The organism is Cytophagaceae bacterium ABcell3 (assembly GCA_030913385.1).
Lineage (GTDB): Bacteria > Bacteroidota > Bacteroidia > Cytophagales > Cytophagaceae > ABcell3.
The window spans coordinates 827,447-848,061 of sequence record CP133159.1 but is presented as its reverse complement, the minus strand read 5'-3'; the positions used below and the strand labels follow the sequence as shown (position 1 = coordinate 848,061).

16 protein-coding genes are annotated in these 20,615 nt (G+C 40.3%); 6 read left to right on the top strand and 10 right to left on the bottom strand.

Going from position 1 to position 20,615, the window contains the following annotated elements:
- Nucleotides 1–2 precede the first annotated feature (2 nt).
- Complete coding sequence (locus RCC89_03660; protein ID WMJ72264.1) at nucleotides 3–233, top strand: hypothetical protein; 231 nt, start codon at nucleotides 3–5, stop codon at nucleotides 231–233.
- Between the two features lie 41 nt (nucleotides 234–274).
- On the opposite strand, the gene RCC89_03655 is transcribed toward RCC89_03660, so the two are convergent.
- The 3 genes from RCC89_03655 to rbfA all read right to left on the bottom strand — a co-directional run bounded on the left by RCC89_03655 (nucleotide 275) and on the right by rbfA (nucleotide 3,766).
- Entirely contained in the window at nucleotides 275–1,894 is a 1,620-nt protein-coding gene (locus RCC89_03655) for a glycosyltransferase family 39 protein (protein WMJ72263.1), read from the bottom strand.
- A 226-nt stretch (nucleotides 1,895–2,120) separates the two neighbouring features.
- Nucleotides 2,121–3,344 (bottom strand): FtsX-like permease family protein, encoded by a 1,224-nt coding sequence (locus RCC89_03650; protein ID WMJ72262.1) that lies wholly within the window; start codon nucleotides 3,342–3,344, stop codon nucleotides 2,121–2,123.
- 32 nt (nucleotides 3,345–3,376) lie between these two features.
- Entirely contained in the window at nucleotides 3,377–3,766 is a 390-nt protein-coding gene (gene rbfA / locus RCC89_03645) for a 30S ribosome-binding factor RbfA (GenBank protein WMJ72261.1), read from the bottom strand.
- A 103-nt stretch (nucleotides 3,767–3,869) separates the two neighbouring features.
- Between rbfA and RCC89_03640 the strand changes: the two genes are divergently transcribed.
- On the top strand, nucleotides 3,870–5,294 hold the full coding sequence (locus RCC89_03640) for a DUF6427 family protein (protein ID WMJ72260.1): 1,425 nt from the start codon (nucleotides 3,870–3,872) through the stop codon (nucleotides 5,292–5,294).
- A 712-nt stretch (nucleotides 5,295–6,006) separates the two neighbouring features.
- Here RCC89_03640 and rpiB read toward each other — a convergent pair.
- The 5 genes from rpiB to RCC89_03615 all read right to left on the bottom strand — a co-directional run bounded on the left by rpiB (nucleotide 6,007) and on the right by RCC89_03615 (nucleotide 11,860).
- Entirely contained in the window at nucleotides 6,007–6,444 is a 438-nt protein-coding gene (rpiB, locus tag RCC89_03635) for a ribose 5-phosphate isomerase B (GenBank protein WMJ72259.1), read from the bottom strand.
- A complete protein-coding gene (gene tatC / locus RCC89_03630; GenBank protein ID WMJ72258.1) occupies nucleotides 6,444–7,286 on the bottom strand; it encodes a twin-arginine translocase subunit TatC in 843 nt (280 codons plus the stop codon). The genes rpiB and tatC overlap by 1 nt, the downstream gene beginning before the upstream one ends.
- Nucleotides 7,287–7,316: 30 nt before the next feature.
- Complete coding sequence (gene glyA / locus RCC89_03625; GenBank protein ID WMJ72257.1) at nucleotides 7,317–8,609, bottom strand: serine hydroxymethyltransferase; 1,293 nt, start codon at nucleotides 8,607–8,609, stop codon at nucleotides 7,317–7,319.
- Nucleotides 8,610–8,930: 321 nt separating this feature from the next.
- Nucleotides 8,931–9,617 (bottom strand): pseudouridine synthase, encoded by a 687-nt coding sequence (locus tag RCC89_03620; GenBank protein ID WMJ72256.1) that lies wholly within the window; start codon nucleotides 9,615–9,617, stop codon nucleotides 8,931–8,933.
- A gap of 41 nt (nucleotides 9,618–9,658) precedes the next feature.
- Complete coding sequence (locus tag RCC89_03615; protein ID WMJ72255.1) at nucleotides 9,659–11,860, bottom strand: S9 family peptidase; 2,202 nt, start codon at nucleotides 11,858–11,860, stop codon at nucleotides 9,659–9,661.
- Nucleotides 11,861–12,324: 464 nt separating this feature from the next.
- Between RCC89_03615 and RCC89_03610 the strand changes: the two genes are divergently transcribed.
- Nucleotides 12,325–13,203 carry a hypothetical protein gene (locus tag RCC89_03610; protein WMJ72254.1) on the top strand — a complete coding sequence of 293 codons (879 nt, stop codon included), beginning with the start codon at nucleotides 12,325–12,327 and terminating at the stop codon, nucleotides 13,201–13,203.
- Nucleotides 13,204–14,800: 1,597 nt separating this feature from the next.
- Here the strand turns inward: RCC89_03610 and RCC89_03605 are convergent.
- On the bottom strand, nucleotides 14,801–15,271 hold the full coding sequence (locus tag RCC89_03605) for a ferritin-like domain-containing protein (protein ID WMJ72253.1): 471 nt from the start codon (nucleotides 15,269–15,271) through the stop codon (nucleotides 14,801–14,803).
- Nucleotides 15,272–15,393: 122 nt separating this feature from the next.
- Nucleotides 15,394–16,125, bottom strand: coding sequence for a DUF2490 domain-containing protein (locus RCC89_03600; GenBank protein ID WMJ72252.1), 732 nt, complete (start codon nucleotides 16,123–16,125; stop codon nucleotides 15,394–15,396).
- 315 nt (nucleotides 16,126–16,440) lie between these two features.
- Here RCC89_03600 and RCC89_03595 point away from each other — a divergent pair, with 315 nt between their 5' ends.
- Genes RCC89_03595 through RCC89_03585 form a run of 3 tightly spaced genes read left to right on the top strand, consistent with a single transcriptional unit; the run spans nucleotide 16,441 to nucleotide 20,550 of the window.
- A complete protein-coding gene (locus tag RCC89_03595; protein ID WMJ72251.1) occupies nucleotides 16,441–16,875 on the top strand; it encodes a MarR family transcriptional regulator in 435 nt (144 codons plus the stop codon).
- A gap of 33 nt (nucleotides 16,876–16,908) precedes the next feature.
- On the top strand, nucleotides 16,909–19,317 hold the full coding sequence (locus RCC89_03590; protein ID WMJ72250.1) for a 3-hydroxyacyl-CoA dehydrogenase NAD-binding domain-containing protein: 2,409 nt from the start codon (nucleotides 16,909–16,911) through the stop codon (nucleotides 19,315–19,317).
- 57 nt (nucleotides 19,318–19,374) lie between these two features.
- Entirely contained in the window at nucleotides 19,375–20,550 is a 1,176-nt protein-coding gene (locus RCC89_03585) for an acetyl-CoA C-acyltransferase (protein WMJ72249.1), read from the top strand.
- Nucleotides 20,551–20,615: the final 65 nt, after the last annotated feature.

Here is a 20,615-nt window from a genome sequence, read left to right as displayed (position 1 = left end):
TTATGGATAGCATAGGAGAAGTTTTAGTGTTAAGTATAGGTTTAGTTGCCGTTTTGGGTCTGTTTTATCTGTTCGGTCCATCTTGGAACATGCTTTTTTTCCTTGTCCCAGTTGTCTGGGTAATAAATTTTCTAAATTGGTGGGCCATCTTTCCTGCCATTTTTTGGTTTGGATGGTGGGGGAATTATTTTTTTAAAGAAGAAAAAGAAGCGCAAAAGATGTTTAGAAACTAAACCCGGCAATGGTATAGCACCTCCCGGGTTATTTTTATTTTTTATCTCTTACTTGCTAATATAAAATAGCTTTCCTGAGGAACACGGTCAGTGAAAAACGGCTTGAACTCTACGAATTGAAGTTCTGGATGATGCTTCAAGAAAACATCTTTAAGATCCCTGGTAAGTATAAATACATTTTCTCCAGCGCTTTCATATTCCTTTAATAATACAGAAGCATCATATTCTTCTTCTACATGCTGAAACCTCTGTAATAAATAAAATGGTAAGCTAGGTGGGTTAGAATAATTATTGGCTATAATAATACGGCTATTTTCGGGAGCTACCGATTCAATATGTTGTGCGATTCTCAATGAGCTATTTTTAAGCTTATCTGCTACAGGCAACAAAACCAAAGACAATACTCCTATAAAAGTCACATTCCCGACCAATAGCCTACGAACAAACCCTTCCTTGTTCCTTCTGGCAAAGTTATATACAAACAACATAATAAAACCCAGTCCACTTATGCCAAATACGATCTTTGTAAGCCAAGGCAAGTCAAGAACAAATGGAGCCGTCAATAATGCGACAAAAATAATGCTGTTTAGTATCAAATGCGCCCAGGACAAGCCATTGTTAGAAGCCAATGGCCGTCTCACCAGCAAAGTTCCAATGGTCAAAGCCATAGGTACGTGGGCTGCTACCACATATGCTGGCAGTTTACTAGGGGTAAGCTCAAAAATAAACCAACCAGCAATAAACCAAACCCCTAAAAGGAAATTACTGTCTTTTACCTTGCCAAAAAGGTTTTTGACGCTATTGATTACCGCAGCTGGGAAAAACATGAAATAGGGCAAAAAGAAAAGCATGATCCCTAAAAGGTGAGTGCCAGGAGGGCCTGTTTGGCCAAAAACACTGCCACCTACACGTTTTAAAATATACCAGTCAACCATCCATGTAATGAACTCTTTCCCCTCTTGACTTTGATAACATAAATATCCCCAAAAATAAAGCGGCAAGGCAGCCAATGGTAAGAAAAACCAAGGATGTAACCGAAAAAGGTTGGTTCTTTGCGGGTGAAACAAAAAAAGTATCGCAGCAAAAACACCTGAAAACAATATGACTGGAGGGCCTTTTACCAAAAGCGCCAACGCAAAAGATGCCCAAAACAAGAACACCCATTTCATTTCTTTATATACCAATACATAAAGCATGGAAAAAGCGCACAGGGTAGTAAAAAACAGCAGCGTTGCATCCGTAACAGATACTTTTGCCAAAGCCACAACCAAAAAAGAAGTACTTAATACTACCATGCCCAAAAAACTCTCTTTCTCTCCAAACAGCCTCCTCCCCATAAAATAGGTAACGGCTAAAGTGAGCAAAATAGATAAGGCAGCAGGCAAACGGGTGGCAAATTCATTTATCCCGAAGATCTTATAGCTTATAGCAATATTCCAGAAATGAAGTGGTGGCTTGCGGTGAACATCAGACCATATAAAATCTGGCATTAGCCAATTGCCAGACTCTACCATACCTTTGGCAAAACCAGCATAAGCGGCCTCGTCTTGATCCCAATAACTCACCCATTGATTACCAAACATCAACACAAAGGCCATCAGAGCCAAATACAGAACGGCCTTGTTCTTAACAACAAATTCTTTATAACTAGCTTTTTGCATGATATCCTTTATGCTTAACGCAGCACAAGTTTTTATATTTTGGGTATGGGTTTATGTGTGAAGTTTAACCTGAAATATGCATTAGAACTTTCTATTGCATAATCCAGGTTTAAGAACACCTCCTGATCAAAACAACAACTGACAAAAATAAATAGAATATAAGTTACTTACAAAGTATGAAAACTTTATACTTCTCCTGCCTTTAACCTTTAAAGATAAACTATACTTACAGGTTATCCTGAATTGTTACCCTTGAGGCTTTTACTGCTGGCCTATAAGAAATAAGAATAGTGATAGCGAATATTACCAGACCTGAGAAAACAAAATCGCCAGCCTCCATTTTTACAGGATATGCGTCAATAAGAGAGGTTTCCATACCCATTGAGATCAAGCCCAATTCTTGTTGTGCGAGACAAATCAAAAAGCCAAGCATCAAACCTATAATTGCGCCTGAGAAAGCGATGATGATACCCTCTGTCATAAATATCTTCCTGATAAAGCCAGGTGTTGCCCCCATAGAGAACATCATTGCCACATCTTTTTTCTTGTCTATGGCCAACATGGTCAGGGAGAAAAAGATATTAAGAGAAGCAATGGCCAGAATAACTGAGAATGTTATGAACACAAACAACTTCTCTATCTTGATAGCCCTGAGCAGACTAGCATGTTGCTCGTCGCTGTTTTGAACAAGAAACTCGCCTCCCAACACTTTTCTAAGCTCATCCCGCACTTTATTGATCTTATATCCTTCTTTTGTTTTGATCTCCAATGAAGTCCGGCGGTCTCCATAGTTCATTAGCTCCTGGGCAAAATGCAAAGGCACAAAAATGTAATTGTCATCATACTGCTTTTCGATGGCAAACACAGCGCCTGCTGGTATAATATTTCTGTTCAAGATATTAGGCGAAGTAACCTGAAGCAGTTTCCTATGATTAGGATAACTGATCTTCAATGGGCTAAGGTCGTTGTTGATGCTAATGTTCAAACTATATTGCACACCTCTACCAATAATGGCATAGTCCATATTGTTCCTGTGGAAAGCATACTCACCTGCCACAATGGCTGAGTTAAGCCGCTGCTGGTCAAGGAAATTTTCAGAAACGCCTTTGATTTTAACCACCCTTCTATCGTCGCGGTACTCTACTAAAGCATTGTCTTCAATGGCTTCGGTCACCATTTCTATACCTGAAACAGCATATACCTTATCTTTTAAGGCATCGTCATAGGTCAAGGACTTACTTTGAGCAGCGGACACTTTGATCTCAGGATCAAAAGTATTGTAAAGTGTTCGGATAAGGTCTTCCATTCCATTAAAAACGGACAGCACAATAACAAGGGCCATTGTGCCAAAAGCCACGCCTGCCATAGACATCATAGATATGACGTTTATGAAGCTTTTTTTCTTTTTAGAAAGGAAGTACCTTCTTGCTATCAGAAAGATTGTTCTCAACCTATTATTCCTCCGAGATTGTTAATGTATTGCTATTCTTTTTGTTTTTCATCGTCGTCATCTTCAGTTGCCGGCGGAATATCGATTTTTGAGAAAAGCTCATCCATCCTTGCCGCATACTCTGCAGAGTCGTCGTAGTGGAAACGTAGTTCAGGTATAATACGTGCCTGTTTACCTATCCTATTTCCCAACAAAAGTCTGATCTGTTTAGTTTGTGAGGTGATATGATCGAGCAGTGCTTGACGGTCTTTTTCCATCAAAAAACTTAAATATACGGATGCCAAACCTAGATCTGGAGAAATTTTCACCCCTGTAACTGTTATAAAAGCACCTTTAAACATGCTTTTGGCATCTTTCTGGAAAATCTCGCTCAGCTCTTTCTGGATAAGCTTTGAAAATCTTTGTTGTCTTTTACTGTCCATATAACAGAGGAATATTTTTTATCTTTATTAAATTTACCCAAACTTAGCGTAAAAATTTTAGGTTTACATATAATTCTATTAAGAATCTAACGGCACTTTTGTTTTGATCTCATATTTTAGGAACTACGGATTTTCCAGGCTACCAGTATTGTTCATCATACTGCTCTTGCTGCGCCTGCCTATGTTTTTTGCAGGCATACCATTAACAATTCCCGAGCTGACCTGGCTGACCGTTGGCGAAAAAGTCGCCAATGGCTTTGTCATGTACCGCGATGTCTGGGAAAACCTTGAACCGCTTTCTGTGGCAGTCTACCATACCATTCACCTTTTGTTTGGCAAATCGGAGACTGCTTACCGGATCATAGCGCTGTTTTTAGTCTTTGTTCAGGCATATTTTTTAAATGAAATATATAATATGCAACAAGCAAGGGAAAAAACTACTTTGCCTGCTCTGTTTTATATTATATTTTCTTTCCTTTATTTCGACTTCCTTACCCTTTCGCCCATGCTTATGGGCCTGACCTTTATTCTGGTCATGCTGTATTATGTTTTCTATTTGATGCGCTCTCCCGAAGACTATGAGAAGGTGCTATATTTGGGCTTGTCAGCGGGCATGGCTATGATGTTCTATTATCCGGCAGCCGTATTTTTCATTTTTATATTTCTAACACTGGTCATATATACTCCAGCAAATCTTGCAAAAGTACTACTGCTGTTGAGCGGTTTCCTGCTTCCTATGGCAATAGCCGCCGTTTACTTCTTTTGGTTTGATGGCCTGAGGGACTTTTACCACAATTTCATTATTACCCCCTTTTCTTTGCAGCGTTTCAGATACGTGGAAAATGAAACCCTGATCTTAGTATTTGCCGTGCCACTGCTTGTGACGGTGCTTTCTTTCTTTGTGTCTACCGGTGCAGGAGGAAAAACCAATTACCAAACCAATGTTATTAAAGTCACTTTCTTATACCTGATATTAGCAGCAGTGGCTTTTGTATTCTTTACCAGAACCATTACTACTAACCAATTATATATTTTCTTGCCTGGAATTGTAATTTACACTGCTTTTGCAATGCAGCAATTAAGGAACCGCAGGCTTCAAGAATTTTCCTTTTGGTTTACCGTATTTTTAGTAGTATTAGTAAGCTATGGCTCATTGTATGATTTTGCTGTCAGAAGCGATTTGGCAGACAATGACCATTTAATTGCTGATAGAGAAGCCTTACACGAGCATTTTACTGGGAAAAATGTATGGACCACCGGAGATGATAGGGATATCTATTTGGACAACACATTGGGCATGCCTTATTTGAACATGGTACTGGCTGAGCGTCATTTTAACAGGTTGCACAGTTTTCAAGTGCTTTCAGAAGTGTATGAAAACTTTATAAGACACAGACCGGAAGTCATAGATGATCAAGGAGGGTTAATGCCGGATATCTTTATGCGCATACCTGTGCTTGAAAACGAATACAAGCAATGGGCAGAAGACGAAAGGGTTTATATTAGAACCGATTTGGAAATTGATTAAACAAACGCAGCCGGTAAATGGCCTTTTTTCGATTTATTGGTTTGTCTCCCTTTTTGGTGTTTTCACCAACAAGAACAGAAACGCCCTACTCCACCAACAAAATTAACCTCAATAACAACCATTCTTTCAGGCTCGAGCATGACATAACAATTATCCATTTGTTCAAGAAAAGCAGAATCAAAGATCCTTTGAAAATAAAATAGACAACAAAATAATTACGCCCTCCCCCTTGTTGGTGTTTTCACCAACAAGAAAAAAAACTCACCCGCCCTATTCCACCAACAAAATTAACCTCAACAACAACCATTCTTTCAGGCTCGAGCATGACATAACAATTTTCCATTTGTTCAAGAAAAGCAGAATCAAAGATCCTTTGAAGATAAAACAGGCAACAAAATAAATTACGCCCCTTCAGGGCTCCCCCCTTGTTGGTGTTTTCACCAACATTCAACCTATAATCATATCGCCCCTTCAGGGCTATGTAGAAATCTGCGACCGTTCTTCTGAAAGTGGATCTTGACAGGACGTGCGAACATATATCTAACGAGACTGGAGCCCCCCCTTGTTGGTGTTTTCACCAACAAGAAAAAAAACTCACCCGCCAAACCCTCCAACAAAATTATCACATAAATAACACCCCTCAGCTCCAGGACATAAAAAAAGGCGAACTGTTAAAGTCCGCCTTTTTTATTAATTATGCTTAGCTTTTGACTCAGCACTGGCTGATTTTATCAACCCTGTTTGCGTGTCTTCCACCTTCAAAATCTGTATTTATAAAAGTTTCAGCAGAGGCTTTAGCTTCGTCAAGCTCCATAAAGCGAGCTGGCAGGCAAAGTACATTGCTATTGTTATGTTGCCTTGCCAGGCCGGCCAATTCCCTGTTCCAACAAAGGGCCGCCCTGATGTCTTTATGTTTATTGGCAGACATTGCCACACCGTTTCCGCTTCCACAAATCAGAATACCAAAATCAACTTCTCCTTTTTCTACAGCAGAAGCTAATGGATGGGCAAAATCAGGATAATCTACAGAAGCTTCGCTTGAAGGGCCAAAATCCTTAACTTCCATCCCTTTTTCTTGAAGAAATTTTATTAGTTGGCTTTTATACTGAAAACCGGCATGATCACCGCCGATGGCTATTTTCTTAGACATTAGTTAACATTTGAGATTATTTCCTTACTTTGATATTTCTTGAATGCCGACCTTGAGATGAAAATACTCAACTCAAAGAGCAGGTACATAGGAGCCGCTACGAGCAACTGGCTCAGTACATCAGGCGATGGCGTAAGAATAGCCGCAATTACGAAAATCAGCACAATGGCATGCTTCCGGTATTTTTTCATAAACTCTGGTGTCAACATTCCAATAGATGTAAGGAAATGTACAATAACCGGTAGCTGAAAAATCATCCCTCCACCTAAAACAATCATGCACAAAGTGGAAACGTAAGACGTGATATCGAACTGATTCATGATAGAATCATCCAGCTTATAGTTAGCAAGAAATTGAATAGAAAGTGGTGAGATCACATAATACCCAAACAAAATACCGATAACAAATAACACCGTAACAAAAAAGATCGTGCTATTGGCTGCCTTGGCTTCTTTTTGATAAAGACCTGGCCTCACAAACCGCCACAATTCCCAAAAAACATAAGGGAACGCTACGATTATACCAAACACCAATGACGCAAGAATGTGCATGGAAAACTGCCCCGACAACTGCCTGCTCTGCAAGGTAAAGTTAACTTCACTCACACATAACAAGTCGCTGATCTTGCACATCATCCGGTAAGTCCAGAAGTCTGAACTTGCAGGCCCTAGAATCACTTCCTGAAATACCCAATTCATAGAGGCAAAGCCAACGAGCATACATACGAAAACAGCTATAACAGATCGGATAAGGTGCCACCTGAATACTTCCAGGTGGTCCAGAAAAGGCATTTCTTCTGGTTCTTCGTCAAATTTACGGGGTGTTATTTCTTTTATGGCCATGCCTGATCAACGAAAATATCGTAATTGATTTTATTTATAAAGCGGAAATTCTTTCATCCACTCATTTACTTCTCCCCTAACAGCAGAAAGCTTCGCTTCGTTCTCATTATTCATAAGAACTGTATCAATCATATCAACAATACGCTCCATATCGCCTTCTTTCATGCCCCGTGTAGTTATAGCCGCAGTACCAATACGCATACCAGAAGTAACAAAAGGTGATTTATCGTCGAAAGGAACCATGTTTTTATTGATGGTGATGTCGGCTTTAATAAGGGTATTTTCCGCCACTTTACCAGTCAGCCCCTTTGATCTAAGGTCAATCAACATCAGGTGGTTGTCTGTTCCGCCTGAGATAACCTGATAACCTTTATCTATAAATGCTTTGCACATTACTTTGGCATTTTTCTGTACCTGAAGTGCATACTCCATGTATTCGTCAGAAAGAGCTTCGTGGAATGCAACTGCTTTTGCTGCAATGACGTGCTCCAAAGGTCCTCCTTGTGTACCAGGGAAAACAGCCATATCCAGTACATTCGACATCATCCTGATATCGCCTTTTGGTGTTTTCAATCCGAAAGGGTTTTCAAAATCCTCGCCCATCACAATCAGACCGCCTCTAGGCCCCCTTAAGGTCTTATGGGTAGTAGTGGTCACGATATGGCAGTGTTCGATTGGATCATTAAGCAGTCCCTTGGCAATTAATCCTGCCGGGTGCGAAATATCAGCCAAAAGCAATGCCCCAACACTATCGGCAATGTCTCTCAAACGTTCATAATCCCAGTCTCTGGAATAAGCAGAAGCACCACATATAATAAGTTTAGGTTTTTCTTTCTGCGCTATTTCCTCTACTTTATCCCAGCTAATCAAACCTGTTTCTTTTTCTACACCATAAAAGAAAGGTCTGTAATACTTTCCTGAAAGGTTCACAGGAGAACCATGTGACAAGTGGCCACCGTGCGACAAGTCAAAGCCTAAAATAGCGTCGCCAGGGTTAAGGCAACCCAGCATAACCGCAGCATTGGCCTGTGCACCTGAGTGAGGCTGCACATTGGCCCATTCTGCATCAAAAAGTTGCTTTGCGCGATCTATAGCCAATTGCTCAGCTTGGTCTACGACTTCGCAACCACCATAATATCTTTTTCCAGGAAGCCCTTCTGCATATTTGTTGGTTAAAACACTGCCCATGGCTTCCATTACCTGCTTAGAGGTGAAATTTTCAGAAGCGATCAGTTCTATACCATGTTCCTGCCTGTCAGCTTCTTTGTTGATCAGGTCAAAAATTGCGGTATCCCTTGCGATCTGTCTGCTTTTTGTTTCCATTTATGATAGATTAAGGTATGAATCAAGATGTAAAATTAGCCTAACTTATACATTATCCCAAAGGATTTTTTTAGAGATAGCATCATAAGCAAAAATGCAGCTAAGCCATGTTCTCCCTATTGGCTACTATTATACCCACATTTGCCTTTTTAACCACCGTTTCCCTCTGGCCATTAGTAGCCCAAACTGCCGTTTGAAAGGAAATGTTTTAAGATAAAAATGTATATATTGTAAATTGGAGTCTATTGAAATTTTTAGGGATATTGCTGATATGCCCTTATTTTGAAGGGTACAACAATTTTCTTAAAAGAAAACATATACCTACCCGTATATGTCTTCTTTCTTTACTGACCGCCACTCCCCTGGCTTGAGGTTGCCAAGCTGAAGATTGATGATGCGGGTGCGGACAAGTTTGACAACTTCATAGCCAAGCTTATAACACATCCTTCTGATTTGCCGGTTGCGCCCTTCGGTGAGGGTTATTTGGAATTCACTGTCGCCCATCTTTTTAACCAAACAAGGGCGGGTCATTTTATCCATAATTTTGACACCTGTAGACAAACGTTTAAGGACTTCTTCTGTGAGTGGCTTGTTTACCGTGACTAGGTATTGTTTTTCCTGAAGGGTTTTACAGTGGACAATATCTTGGTACAACGCTCCATCATTGGTAAATAAAAGCAGGCCTTCCGAGGCTTTGTCCAAGCGCCCGGCGGGAAAAACACCTTCTGGGATATCAAAAGAACAGTACAGGTTGTCGGGTATTTCCCTGTTCAACGTAGTTTCTATACCGCATGGCTTGTAGCAAGCCAGATAAATGCACTTTTTTGCCTCCTGCAACAATTGCCCGTCAAATGTCACCTCATCAGTTTCATAAATCGGTTGGTTTACCTGTGCAGGCTGTCCGTTTACCAGTAACCTTTGCTGCACGATCAAATGCGCTGCTTCTTTATTAGAAACAGAAAGCTTTTGTACGAGAAAAAATCGTGCTGGCTTTTTAGTAAGGTTCAAGGTGAAAAAAAGAGTAGCATGTTCTTACTACTCCCGTCAAATTAAAGATTATTAATAATATAATTGGTCATCATTTCGTACAAGTGCAACCTGGTATTGCCTCCATAGATACCATGATTCCTGTTCGGATAGTAGAAGGTATCAAACTGCTTTCCAGCTGCAATAAGGGCATTTTGCATCTCCAGTGCGTTTTGTATGTGCACGTTGTCATCGGCTGTACCATGTATGAGCAGGTATTTTCCTTTTAGCAAGCCTGCATGGGTTATGGGCGAGTTTTGGTCGTACCCCGCAGCGTTTTCGCTCGGCAGACCTAAGAAGCGTTCGGTGTATATGGTGTCATAAAAACGCCAACTGGTAACCGGTGCCACGGCAATAGCCATTTTAAAATGCTCAGCCCCTAAGGTAATGGCCAGCGACGACAAGTACCCACCAAAACTCCATCCAAAAATACCTATTCTATCACTATCTATATAAGAAAGAGCGGCTAAATGCTTGGCCGTGGCAATCACATCTTCAGTCTCATATTTCCCAAGGTTATGTTGCGTAGATTTTTTGAAAGCCTCACCACGGCCACCAGTACCACGGCCGTCTATACATACAACAATGTAACCTTTCTGCGCAAGCATATGATACCAAAAGTGGTTGTGTCCACCCCAGCGGTTCATGACCTGCTGATGGCCTGGTCCTCCGTAGACGGTCATTAACACAGGGTATTCTTTGTCAGCATCAAAATCCGATGGGGTAATCATAAACCCGTTCAGCTCCGTACCATCAGCGGCTGGAAAGGTTTTAAACTCAAAATTTCCCATATCGTAAGCCTTCAAACGTTGCTCCAAAGACTGGTTGTCCATTATTTTTCTGGAAAACTTCTCGTTTGTTGCATATACAGTGGAAGACGGAGCCTTTGAGATGCTCGTTTGGGTGAGAATGTAGTATTTATAAGAATTACTGAAGTTTGCTGAATAGGTACCGGCATCCTTGGTTAACTGCTTTTTCTTTTTGCCATCTAGACGTATGCTATACAAATGACGTTCCATAGAAGAAACCTCTGTAGAAGTAAAATACAAGGTATTTTGTTGATCCATTCCATAAAAATCGTCTACTTCCCACTTCCCCTTGGTAATTTGCTTTAGCTCTTTACCTTTCAGGCTATATTGGTACAGGTGCTTGTACCCATCTTTTTCACTGCTGATTATAAATGACTTGTTATCACCTACAAAAGTGAGGTCGTTATTTATTTCTATATAGGCATCGTTCTGCTCTTCGTAAACCAGTGCTTTTTCTCCATTATTTACAGAAACAGCATATATGTGCAGGTGGTTTTGGTACCTGTTCATCCGGTACACAAACAAGTCCTCGCTGTTTGGCTGCCACTTTATCCTAGGCACATAAATATCTTCATCCTCGCCAAATAGCTTTTTCTTTTCTGCACCTGCTATATCATACACAAATATCTGAACATCTGAGTTTTTCTCTCCTGCTTTGGGGTATTTCAGAGCTTGGTGTTCAGGATATAAAGTTTGCCATAATTGCATGACATACTCTCGGACATTGCTTTCGTCAAACCTGTAAAATGCTATTTTTTTGCCATCCGGAGACCATTCGAAACCTTTTACCAGTTCAAACTCTTCTTCATAGACCCAATCAGATGCCCCATTGATGATATGGTTATACTTACCATCATCCGTAATGGCCGTTTCTTCTAATGTTTTTGCATTAACTAGGTAAAGATTATTTTCCCTTACATAAGCTATGTGTTTACCGTCCGGAGACCACGTGGCATAGGAACCCTGACCGGCAGGGTTGAGCTTTTTCAATTGCTGACTCTCAGTATTAAACAAATAATAATCGGCGGTGGTGGAGTGCCTGTAGATGCTTTTAGTGTTGGTAGTAATCAATACCTGTGTAAGGTCTGTAGGGTTAAAAGCATACTCTTCTAAAGAAATTTGCTTGTTTTCAGCAACCAACTGCGCTCCTTTGACAAGTGTTTTCACAGCTTTTCCCGAACGTATGTCATACTGCACAATATCTTTAGGTTGGTTAGGTCCTGCCGATGAGAAAGCTGTATAGTAGGGATCTTCCGCCATCCACCGAAGGCCTGAGAGGCTTTGGTAATGGAAATTTCCCGTCATCCATAATTCTTCTAAAGAAATATTTTTAGAGCCTTGTGCCAATGCTTGAGACCAAACAATAACATGAAGGAGTAAAACGAAAAGCGCCCTTTTTAAGACTGATGCAACCATTTATATATAGTAAAATAATGTCCGACCTAAGTCGCCTTATAACAACAAAGAAACTGATGATTTCCCTCTATGAAACCTTTATCTTTTTATCCTGTGATTTATTAATTTCCAAAATTAATTTTTTTCTGTAAACACGAAACCGAAATATTAACTTAACGTAAATTACCCTCATCACACTACAATATATAGTTAACCTTTTGCGAACAGAAAAAATTGTCTTTGGCTAAGGGGGTAGCAATAAATTTAGGCGCTTGCTGATTGTTAGTAAACTGCAAGTAAAAAATTGAATGTAAATATTTTAGCCCTATAGTTAACGTATAAAAAAATGAGTGATTTTTTTAATGACATTTTAATAACTTTAAGGAAAATTTTAGATAATATTGTGCCGTAGAAAATTCAGTTTCTGAACCGATATAGAATAACATTAAACCAATAAATAAACCAATTAAACTTAAGTTCAAACAATGAAAAAGTTCTCGTTCTTTTTTTCAATGCTCGCAATAGCATCTGTTGCGCTTTTTACTTCATGTAGCAAAGATGAAGATCCAAAACCAGGCCCAACAATTTCTTTTACCCCAGGTGACACAGAAGTAACACTTGAAGCAGGGGAAAAGCATAAAGTAGCTGTGGTTTTTTCTGCAGAACAAAGGCTTAACAGAATAACTGTATTTAAAAAACAAGGTGCTAACGAAACCCAATATGGAGAGGCTAAAACCAGCGGATTCCATGAATCAACTAAGCACACAGAACACTATGAGCTAGAAGGTGTAGCTGGCGAAACAGTTACCTATAGGTTCCAAGTAGAAGACAGAGATGGTGTTAGCGCAGCGAAAAGCTTAACTGTTAAGGTTAAAGCTGAAAAAGGTGGAGAAATAAGCAGCTACTCAGCAAAACTATTAGGTGGCGCAAGCAACCCTAATGCAGGTAGTTTCTTCGCTACTTCTACTGGAACAGTTATGAAAATGGCTGAAGCAAACGAAAATTACACTAAAGTAGACTTTATCTATACTTATAGTGGTGAAAATGGCCACTTAATTGCTGCTCCAAATGATGACAGAATTTCTGCTGCACATAGCAACGTAGATGGATGGAGTTCTAAAAACGCTACTAAATTTAAAGCAACTTCACTTACTGCAGAACAATTTGCTGCAATTGATGATGATTTAAAAATTGTTGAAGCGGCTGAGGGTGCAAACGAAACAAGAAAGAACCAGTTATCTAAAGGTCAGGTTTTTGCATTTATCACTGAGGCTGGCAAAAAAGGCGTGGTTCACGTAAAAGAAACTGCTGGTACTGAAGCAAGCAACAGATCTATTACTATAAATGTAAAAGTTCAGAAGTAAGCCATTATAAGCTTTTCAAGAACACTTATAAGAAGCCGATCCCACAAGGATCGGCTTTTTTCGTTATGTTGAGCCATCTCTAGGCGGTCAGTTACAAGTTTGACGTTCATCTCACCTTTGTGCAATGGTAGGTTTTGGTAAGCCGCAGGCTACCCCTGGCAGTGCGTTTTATTTAGTAGTACGATGCTGTAGCTGCAAGCTACAGTAAGCGTAAAGGGGGAGGAAAGGAAAATGGGTTAGCAGTGGGTAGCTGCAAGCTACCCACTGCTAACCCCTCCTCTTGTTGGTGTTTTCACCAACAAGCCCTTCCTGTATCGGAGTACGGTGCTGTTGGAATGTATATATTTGATAGGACAGTAAGTTAAGCTCTTTTTCTTAAATTTGGAACGATAAGTAAAAGAGAAAGAAGGTCATATGACCACGAATTTAAAACCTCCTCTTGTTGGTGTTTTCACCAACAAGCCCTTCCTGTATCGGACACGTAAAAAATCACGCCCCTTCAGGACTTTCTAGATCAATATAATTTAACCTATAATCATATCGCCCCGATATTTCGTCTCTGCTACCGTTCTTCTGAAAGTAGTTTTTGCAGACTTGCAAGCACATATCTAACGAGGGCGCTAATAATGATACGTTTTGGTAGACGCAGGCTACCTCTGGCAGTGCGTTTCATTTGGTAGTACGGTGCTGTAGCTGCAAGTTACAGGGAGCGTAAAGGAGAGGAAAGGAAAATGGCAAGCAATTTCTACTTCATCTAAAAAATACCCCCCCCCACTGCTAACCGTAGCTTCTAGCTACGGAACATCCATATTAGTACGTTTCTGTAGCTGCAAGCTACAGTGAGCCTTGGATATATTTTAGGTTTCGCCCCTACAGGGCTATGTAATAGTGCACAACTCTCCCTACCGATATTTCGTCCCTAACGGGACTGGATACCACGTTAAGGATATCTAACGGTAACGTAGAATTTAATTCCGGTTAAAAGAACTGTCATGGTGAAATCAATATTCCTTGTTCAAAACGCTTCTTGTTAAAGCCAGATATAGCACCAACGGTGCGCAATAATATAGCTATGGGCAACAACAGCCCATAGCAACCGACATCCCCCTTCTTAAAGCCCCAACGGGGCGCAATAGAAATGAACCCAACCGGAAATTCCTTACTTAAAAATAGCAGGGCATTAGCAAAGTTAATTTATTAACCTTTCTGATGTCAGGAAGTACGTTTTGGTAGCCGCAGGCTACCCCTGGCAGTGCGTTTATTTTATAGTACGGTGCTGTAGCTGCAAGCTACAGAGAGCGAAGTAGCCACAGTGGAATGTGGCAATACAGCTTTGTCTGGTATTACGTTTCTGTAGCTGCAAGCTACAGTGAGCGAAGCTAAAAAAATATCAATTATAGCAGAGGTTTACCCTTCCCCTCCAAGTGGTTAACAACCCTTGGAGGGGTTAAATAATAAATAAAAAGTTCCTCTATAGTTAAAAAAAAGGGTTTTGCTTCTTATCAAAACCCTTTATCAACCAACATTAAAAAATTATTTTCTAGCAAAAAAATATCAATTATAGCAGAACTGATCATATAAGTTTATAACAATCCTTTTAAGCTAAAGCACCTGATTGTTTCTCAATACCTTTCATAAAGCCTTTAAATACCCGCAAATGCTTTTCTTCATCTGCCAAGAGCTCAATGCAAAGATCCTGGGTAACGTAGTCTGTACCGTCAGTCAATTTAATAATGTTCTGATAAGTTTTAATGGCATCTGATTCAGCATCTATAACTCCTTGTATAACCTTCTTCAAATCAGTAGTATCTTGGGGAGGTTGACTAGTATGCTGTTCGGCTTTAAAAGACGCAGAACCTTCAACAGTACCGTCCAATTCCTTGATGCGCTCAGCAAGTTTACGGCTATGGCCTAACTCGTCAGATACTTCTTCGGAAAGAATTTCTTTAATTTCCTCAGCCCTAATCCCATCAAGATTGATCGAATGGGCTTGATAGTTCATAATAGTTTCTATTTCTTTCCAATAAGCTTTCTGAAGAGCTTGTATTATTTCTTTGTTATTTTCCATAAAGTAAAAGTTTATATCAAAAAAACTATTACAGAATTAACTAATGAAACCCTATAATGTTTAGATTCTACATGCACATAACTTCTCCTAATGTTAAAAAACAAAGCTCCCTTACACCAGTTTCAATCAGATGATAAAAGGGCTTTCCCAAATAGGTTTTGTGCAGTAATGGTCACTGAAATGGCATGGATGACAGCAAAATCATCCACAAAAGGTATTTGCTCTACTGAAAAGAGGTATGCGCTTGTGATAAAAATCCGGTCTGCTACTTTTTGTTCAATACCTGCATAAAAACGGTTCTGGTCAAATAAATTGTAGTTGGCAATAAACCTGCCTAGGTTGATCATCGTTTCATTCTGAACGGTAAACTTGGTGTTATCACTCAAAAATTTCAAAGGAAACCTGAACCTCAACATATATCTCACCCGATACTCATGCCACCTTCTTTCCAGATAGTCCCAGCGTTGCCTTCTCTCGAAACCGTACCTGTGCATAATGTCAACAGTACCCAACCGTGAAAAGTAGTCTACCCGTGCAGTCAACCTATACTCATTGATCCACTGTTCTCTGATATCTTCTTCATAAGATGTTGGCACCTGGTTTGAAAGAAGAAATGGGCTTAATATAATCCGAACCCGATCCGACAAATAAAAATTAACCCATAAGCGAAGTCCTTGCCACCTAGGCATTTCAAAAATATTAAGCCTATTTCTTTCAGAGTTCTGCCGCCTATAATGATAGTCCATATCCAAAGAAAACCGCTGACTAATTTGTTGGCTTAGCTCTAAAGTCCCCCAAAACTGGTAGTGAGGTATATACTCCCTGTCTACCACATCATTTTGCGCACTATTCACAAAAGGGGCTGTTAAAAAAATCAAGCCTAAGAAAAAGCGTTTAACTGGACTCAAATACAAAAAGGTTTAAATTAAGCACTATAATTAACCTTTTGCCTGCTTTTTTGTTAAATCTCTGTTTTACATAGCAACACCCATGCGATATGCATTTTTCTTAAACAGCATATATATAATATTTCCAAAGAAGGCACCTAACGAACAATAAAAAATCAGAGAACTTTATCCCACAAAAAAATTGTTATGCAAGCATCATAAATTATCTGCATGCATAACAATTTTGATATCATTTGCGTTTAAGCAGGTAAAAGAATTGGTATGAAGAAGGATCAAACTGTTTGTTTTAATATAAAAGCCTGCTGGCATGCCATTTCCAGAATGTACAATGAGCAGGGACAAGCTAAAGGATTAACTACCGCTACAGGCTATGTTTTGTTAAATATAAATGTAAAAAAAGGCACACCGGCAACCAAAATCGCGCCCATGATTGGCATGGAGCCAAGAAGCCTTACCCGTATGTTAAAAAACCTTGAAGAAGAAGGTTTGGTTTACCGCGAAAGTGATGAAAAAGACAAGAGAATGGTCAATGTTTTTTTAACCGAAAAAGGGAAAGAGAAGCGAGAAGTTGCCAGAAACGTAGTAAAAAAGTTTAATAATCACTTGAGAAAAGAAATAGAACCAGAAAAACTTGAAATTTTTTTTGAGGTAATGAAAAAAATAGATAACATCATAGCTCAAAAAGGTATATACTAATTACTTAACCGAAAAAAATATAATATTTTTAATATGGACAGAAGGATAAAAAAAGCTGCTGTATTAGGGTCCGGGGTAATGGGTTCGCGGATTGCCTGCCATTTTGCCAACATTGGATTAGAAGTCCTTTTATTGGACATTTCCCCTAAAGAGCCAAATGAAGCAGAAAAAGCTAAAGGGCTTTCTGCTGATCACCCAGCAGTTAAGAACAGGATTGTGAATGATGCTCTGGCAGCAGCACTTAAGTCTAACCCCTCACCGATTTACGATAAATCTTTTGCTTCCAGAATTTCGACCGGAAATTTCGAGGACAACATGAAGGATATTGCTTCTTGTGATTGGATCATTGAAGCTGTTGTCGAAAATTTGGACATCAAAAAACAAGTCTATGACAATGTAGAGAAATATCGTACGCCTGGCACACTTATTACTTCAAACACTTCTGGAATCCCCATCCATTTAATGGCTGAAGGGCGAAGCGATGATTTTAAAAAGCACTTCTGCGGCACCCACTTTTTTAACCCGCCAAGGTATTTAAAGTTGCTGGAAATTATCCCTACACCACATACAGACCCAAAGGTTATCGAGTTTTTCATGAATTATGGAGACTTGTACCTGGGTAAAACTGCGGTTTTATGTAAAGACACTCCAGCCTTTATTGCCAACAGAATAGGCATATTTGCCATCATGGAAGTGCTTAAAGCCATGCAAGAGCTGGATTTGACGGTAGAAGAAGTAGACAAGCTCTCTGGCCCTGTGACAGGAAGGCCAAAGTCTGCGACACTTAGAACGACAGATGTTGTTGGACTGGACACACTGGTAAATGTTTCCAGAAACCTGAACCAAGCCCTTACACATGACGAATCGAGGGATTCTTACGCAATTCCTGAGTACCTAGATAAGATGGTTGAAAACAACTGGCTTGGCGACAAAACCGGAAGCGGCTTTTACAAAAAAACTAAAACACCTGAGGGTAAAACAAAAATCCTTTCACTGGACCTTAAAACGATGGAATATGGGGAACAGAAAAAGGTGAAATTTGCTACGCTGGAACAAACCAAGCCTATAGAACAGGTAAAAGACAGGTACAAGGTTTTCCTTAGCGGGAAAGATAAGGCCGGAGAGTTTTACAGAAAAACCTATGGAGCCATCTTCCACTACATTTCCCATCGCATACCAGAGATTTCTGATGAGCTCTATCGTATAGACGATGCCATGAAAGCTGGATTTGGCTGGGACCATGGCCCTTTCCAGTCTTGGGATTATGCTGGTGTAGAAAGAACGGTTAAAATGTTGGAAGACCTCGGCAAAAAGCCTGCGCAGTGGGTATACGATATGCTAGCCGCTGGCCATAAGTCTTTCTACAAAATAGAAAACGGCAAGAAAAAGTATTATGACATAGCAGAAAAACAATATAAGTTAATTCCAGGTGGCGAATCCCTGATTATCCTGGAAAACCTTAGACCGTCTGAAGATAAGATCGTTTGGAAGAACTCTGGAGTCACGCTATTTGACATTGGAGACGGGGTATTGAACCTAGAGTTCCATACCAAAATGAACACCCTTGGAGGTGAAGTTATCGAAGGCATCAATAAAGCCATAAGCATAGCTGAGAAAGACTTCCGAGGACTGGTCATAGGAAATGAAGGGCCTAACTTCTCTGCTGGGGCTAACCTGGCACTGGTATTTATGTATGCCATAGAGCAGGAGTATGACGAAATAGACTTTATGATCCGGACCTTCCAAAAAACCATGATGAGGGCGCGCTATTCTTCTGTACCTGTGGTGGTGGCACCTCATGGAATGGCCTTAGGAGGTGGCTGTGAGCTGACACTACATGCGGACCGCGTCCAAGCACATGCTGAAACTTATATAGGACTGGTAGAATTTGGTGTCGGGCTCATCCCTGCTGGTGGGGGTACCAAAGAAATGACTCTGAGGGTATCTGATGCTTATGAAGAAGGTGACCTGCAATTAAATACCCTGAAAAATGCTTATTTAAATATTGGTATGGCCAAAGTCGCTACTTCTGCACATGAGGCCAAAGCCATGCACTATTTACGTCCCGGAGACGGAATTACAGTGAACCGTAGCAGGTTAATTAAAGATGCTAAAACCAGTGTCATCGAACTGGCGGAAAAAGGTTATACACAACCTGTAGAGCGAAAAGACATAAAAGTGTTAGGCCGTACCGGACTGGGAATGTTTCTTGCGGGGGCTAACTCTATGGTATCTGGTAGATACATATCCAAACACGACCAGCTTATTTCCGAGAAACTTGCTTACATAATGTGTGGAGGAGATTTGTCTCAACCAACCTTAGTTTCTGAAAACTATCTTCTTGACCTGGAAAGAGAGGCTTTCCTTTCCCTAACAGGAGAGCGAAAGACCCTAGAAAGGATTCAAAGCATATTGAATACAGGAAAACCTTTGAGAAATTAAGTGCCGGAGAGACACAGTATTTTTTAAATCAATACCACAACCTAAAAATTTAATACAATGGATTCATATATAGTAGCAGCATATAGATCAGCGGTAGGCAAAGCACCAAGAGGAGCTTTTAAATTTACCCGTCCTGACGATTTAGCGGCAGAGGTGGTAAGACATTTGGTCGCTTCAGTTCCAGGCTTAGACAAAGAAAGGATAAATGATGTAATAGTCGGGAACGCTACACCAGAGGCCGAACAAGGGCTAAACATTGCACGACTGGTTTCATTGATGGGGCTTGATACCGTAAAGGTGCCAGGAATGACGGTTAACCGTTACTGTGCGTCTGGCCTTGAAACGATAGCTATTGCCGATGCCAAAATCAAGGCTGGTTTTGCCGATTGCATTATTGCAGGAGGTGTCGAAACAATGAGCCCTATTCCTTTTGGAGGCTGGAAAATTGTACCGAATTATGAAGTGGCCAAACAGAACCCTGACTACTACTGGGGAATGGGACTTACTGCCGAAGCAGTAGCCAACGAATTTAAAGTTAGCCGCGAAGATCAAGATGCTTTTGCCTACCGTTCGCACATGAGGGCTATAGCAGCCATAAAAGATGGCAAATTCAAAGACGATATAGCACCCGTAACTGTCAAAGAGGTTTACCTGGACGACAATGAAAAACGTAAAACCAGAGAGTATGTCGTAGATACCGATGAAGGGCCAAGACCAGACACCAACACAGAAGCATTGGCAAGATTAAGACCAGTTTTCGCAGCCGGCGGTTCTGTAACTGCTGGAAATTCCTCACAAACGTCTGATGGGGCCGCTTTTGTCATGATCATGTCCGAGAAAATGGTGAAGGAACTCAACCTGAAACCTATTGCCAGAATGGTAAGCTATGCAGTAGCTGGGGTAGAACCTCGCATAATGGGCATAGGCCCTGTTGACGCTATCCCTAAGGCATTAAAAATGGCAAACATGAAGCAAGACCAGATAGACCTGATCGAACTGAACGAAGCCTTTGCTTCTCAGTCCGTAGCTATTGTTCGTGAACTTGGCTTGGATATCGAAAAAGTGAATGTCAATGGTGGAGCCATTGCACTTGGACACCCATTAGGATGTACTGGCGCTAAGTTGTCTGTACAGATTTTCAATGAACTGAAAAGGCAGAATAAAAAATACGGTATGGTAACTATGTGTGTAGGTACAGGCCAAGGGGCTGCCGGAATTTTTGAAATGTTGTAACTGATTTGAGGCATATATTGCATTTTATCTTTTACTTTAATTTTTTTTCACATATTATTAAGGCT

Excerpts from the sequence above, each read along its gene's own strand:
- RCC89_03660 (WMJ72264.1), top strand. The coding sequence starts at position 3 with ATGGATAGCATAGGAGAAGTTTTAGTGTTAAGTATAGGTTTAGTTGCC.
- RCC89_03655 (WMJ72263.1), bottom strand. The coding sequence starts at position 1,894 with ATGCAAAAAGCTAGTTATAAAGAATTTGTTGTTAAGAACAAGGCCGTT.
- rbfA (WMJ72261.1), bottom strand. The coding sequence starts at position 3,766 with ATGGACAGTAAAAGACAACAAAGATTTTCAAAGCTTATCCAGAAAGAG.
- rpiB (WMJ72259.1), bottom strand. The coding sequence starts at position 6,444 with ATGTCTAAGAAAATAGCCATCGGCGGTGATCATGCCGGTTTTCAGTAT.
- tatC (WMJ72258.1), bottom strand. The coding sequence starts at position 7,286 with ATGGCCATAAAAGAAATAACACCCCGTAAATTTGACGAAGAACCAGAA.
- glyA (WMJ72257.1), bottom strand. The coding sequence starts at position 8,609 with ATGGAAACAAAAAGCAGACAGATCGCAAGGGATACCGCAATTTTTGAC.
- RCC89_03615 (WMJ72255.1), bottom strand. The coding sequence starts at position 11,860 with ATGGTTGCATCAGTCTTAAAAAGGGCGCTTTTCGTTTTACTCCTTCAT.
- RCC89_03610 (WMJ72254.1), top strand. The coding sequence starts at position 12,325 with ATGAAAAAGTTCTCGTTCTTTTTTTCAATGCTCGCAATAGCATCTGTT.
- RCC89_03605 (WMJ72253.1), bottom strand. The coding sequence starts at position 15,271 with ATGGAAAATAACAAAGAAATAATACAAGCTCTTCAGAAAGCTTATTGG.
- RCC89_03595 (WMJ72251.1), top strand. The coding sequence starts at position 16,441 with ATGAAGAAGGATCAAACTGTTTGTTTTAATATAAAAGCCTGCTGGCAT.
- RCC89_03590 (WMJ72250.1), top strand. The coding sequence starts at position 16,909 with ATGGACAGAAGGATAAAAAAAGCTGCTGTATTAGGGTCCGGGGTAATG.
- RCC89_03585 (WMJ72249.1), top strand. The coding sequence starts at position 19,375 with ATGGATTCATATATAGTAGCAGCATATAGATCAGCGGTAGGCAAAGCA.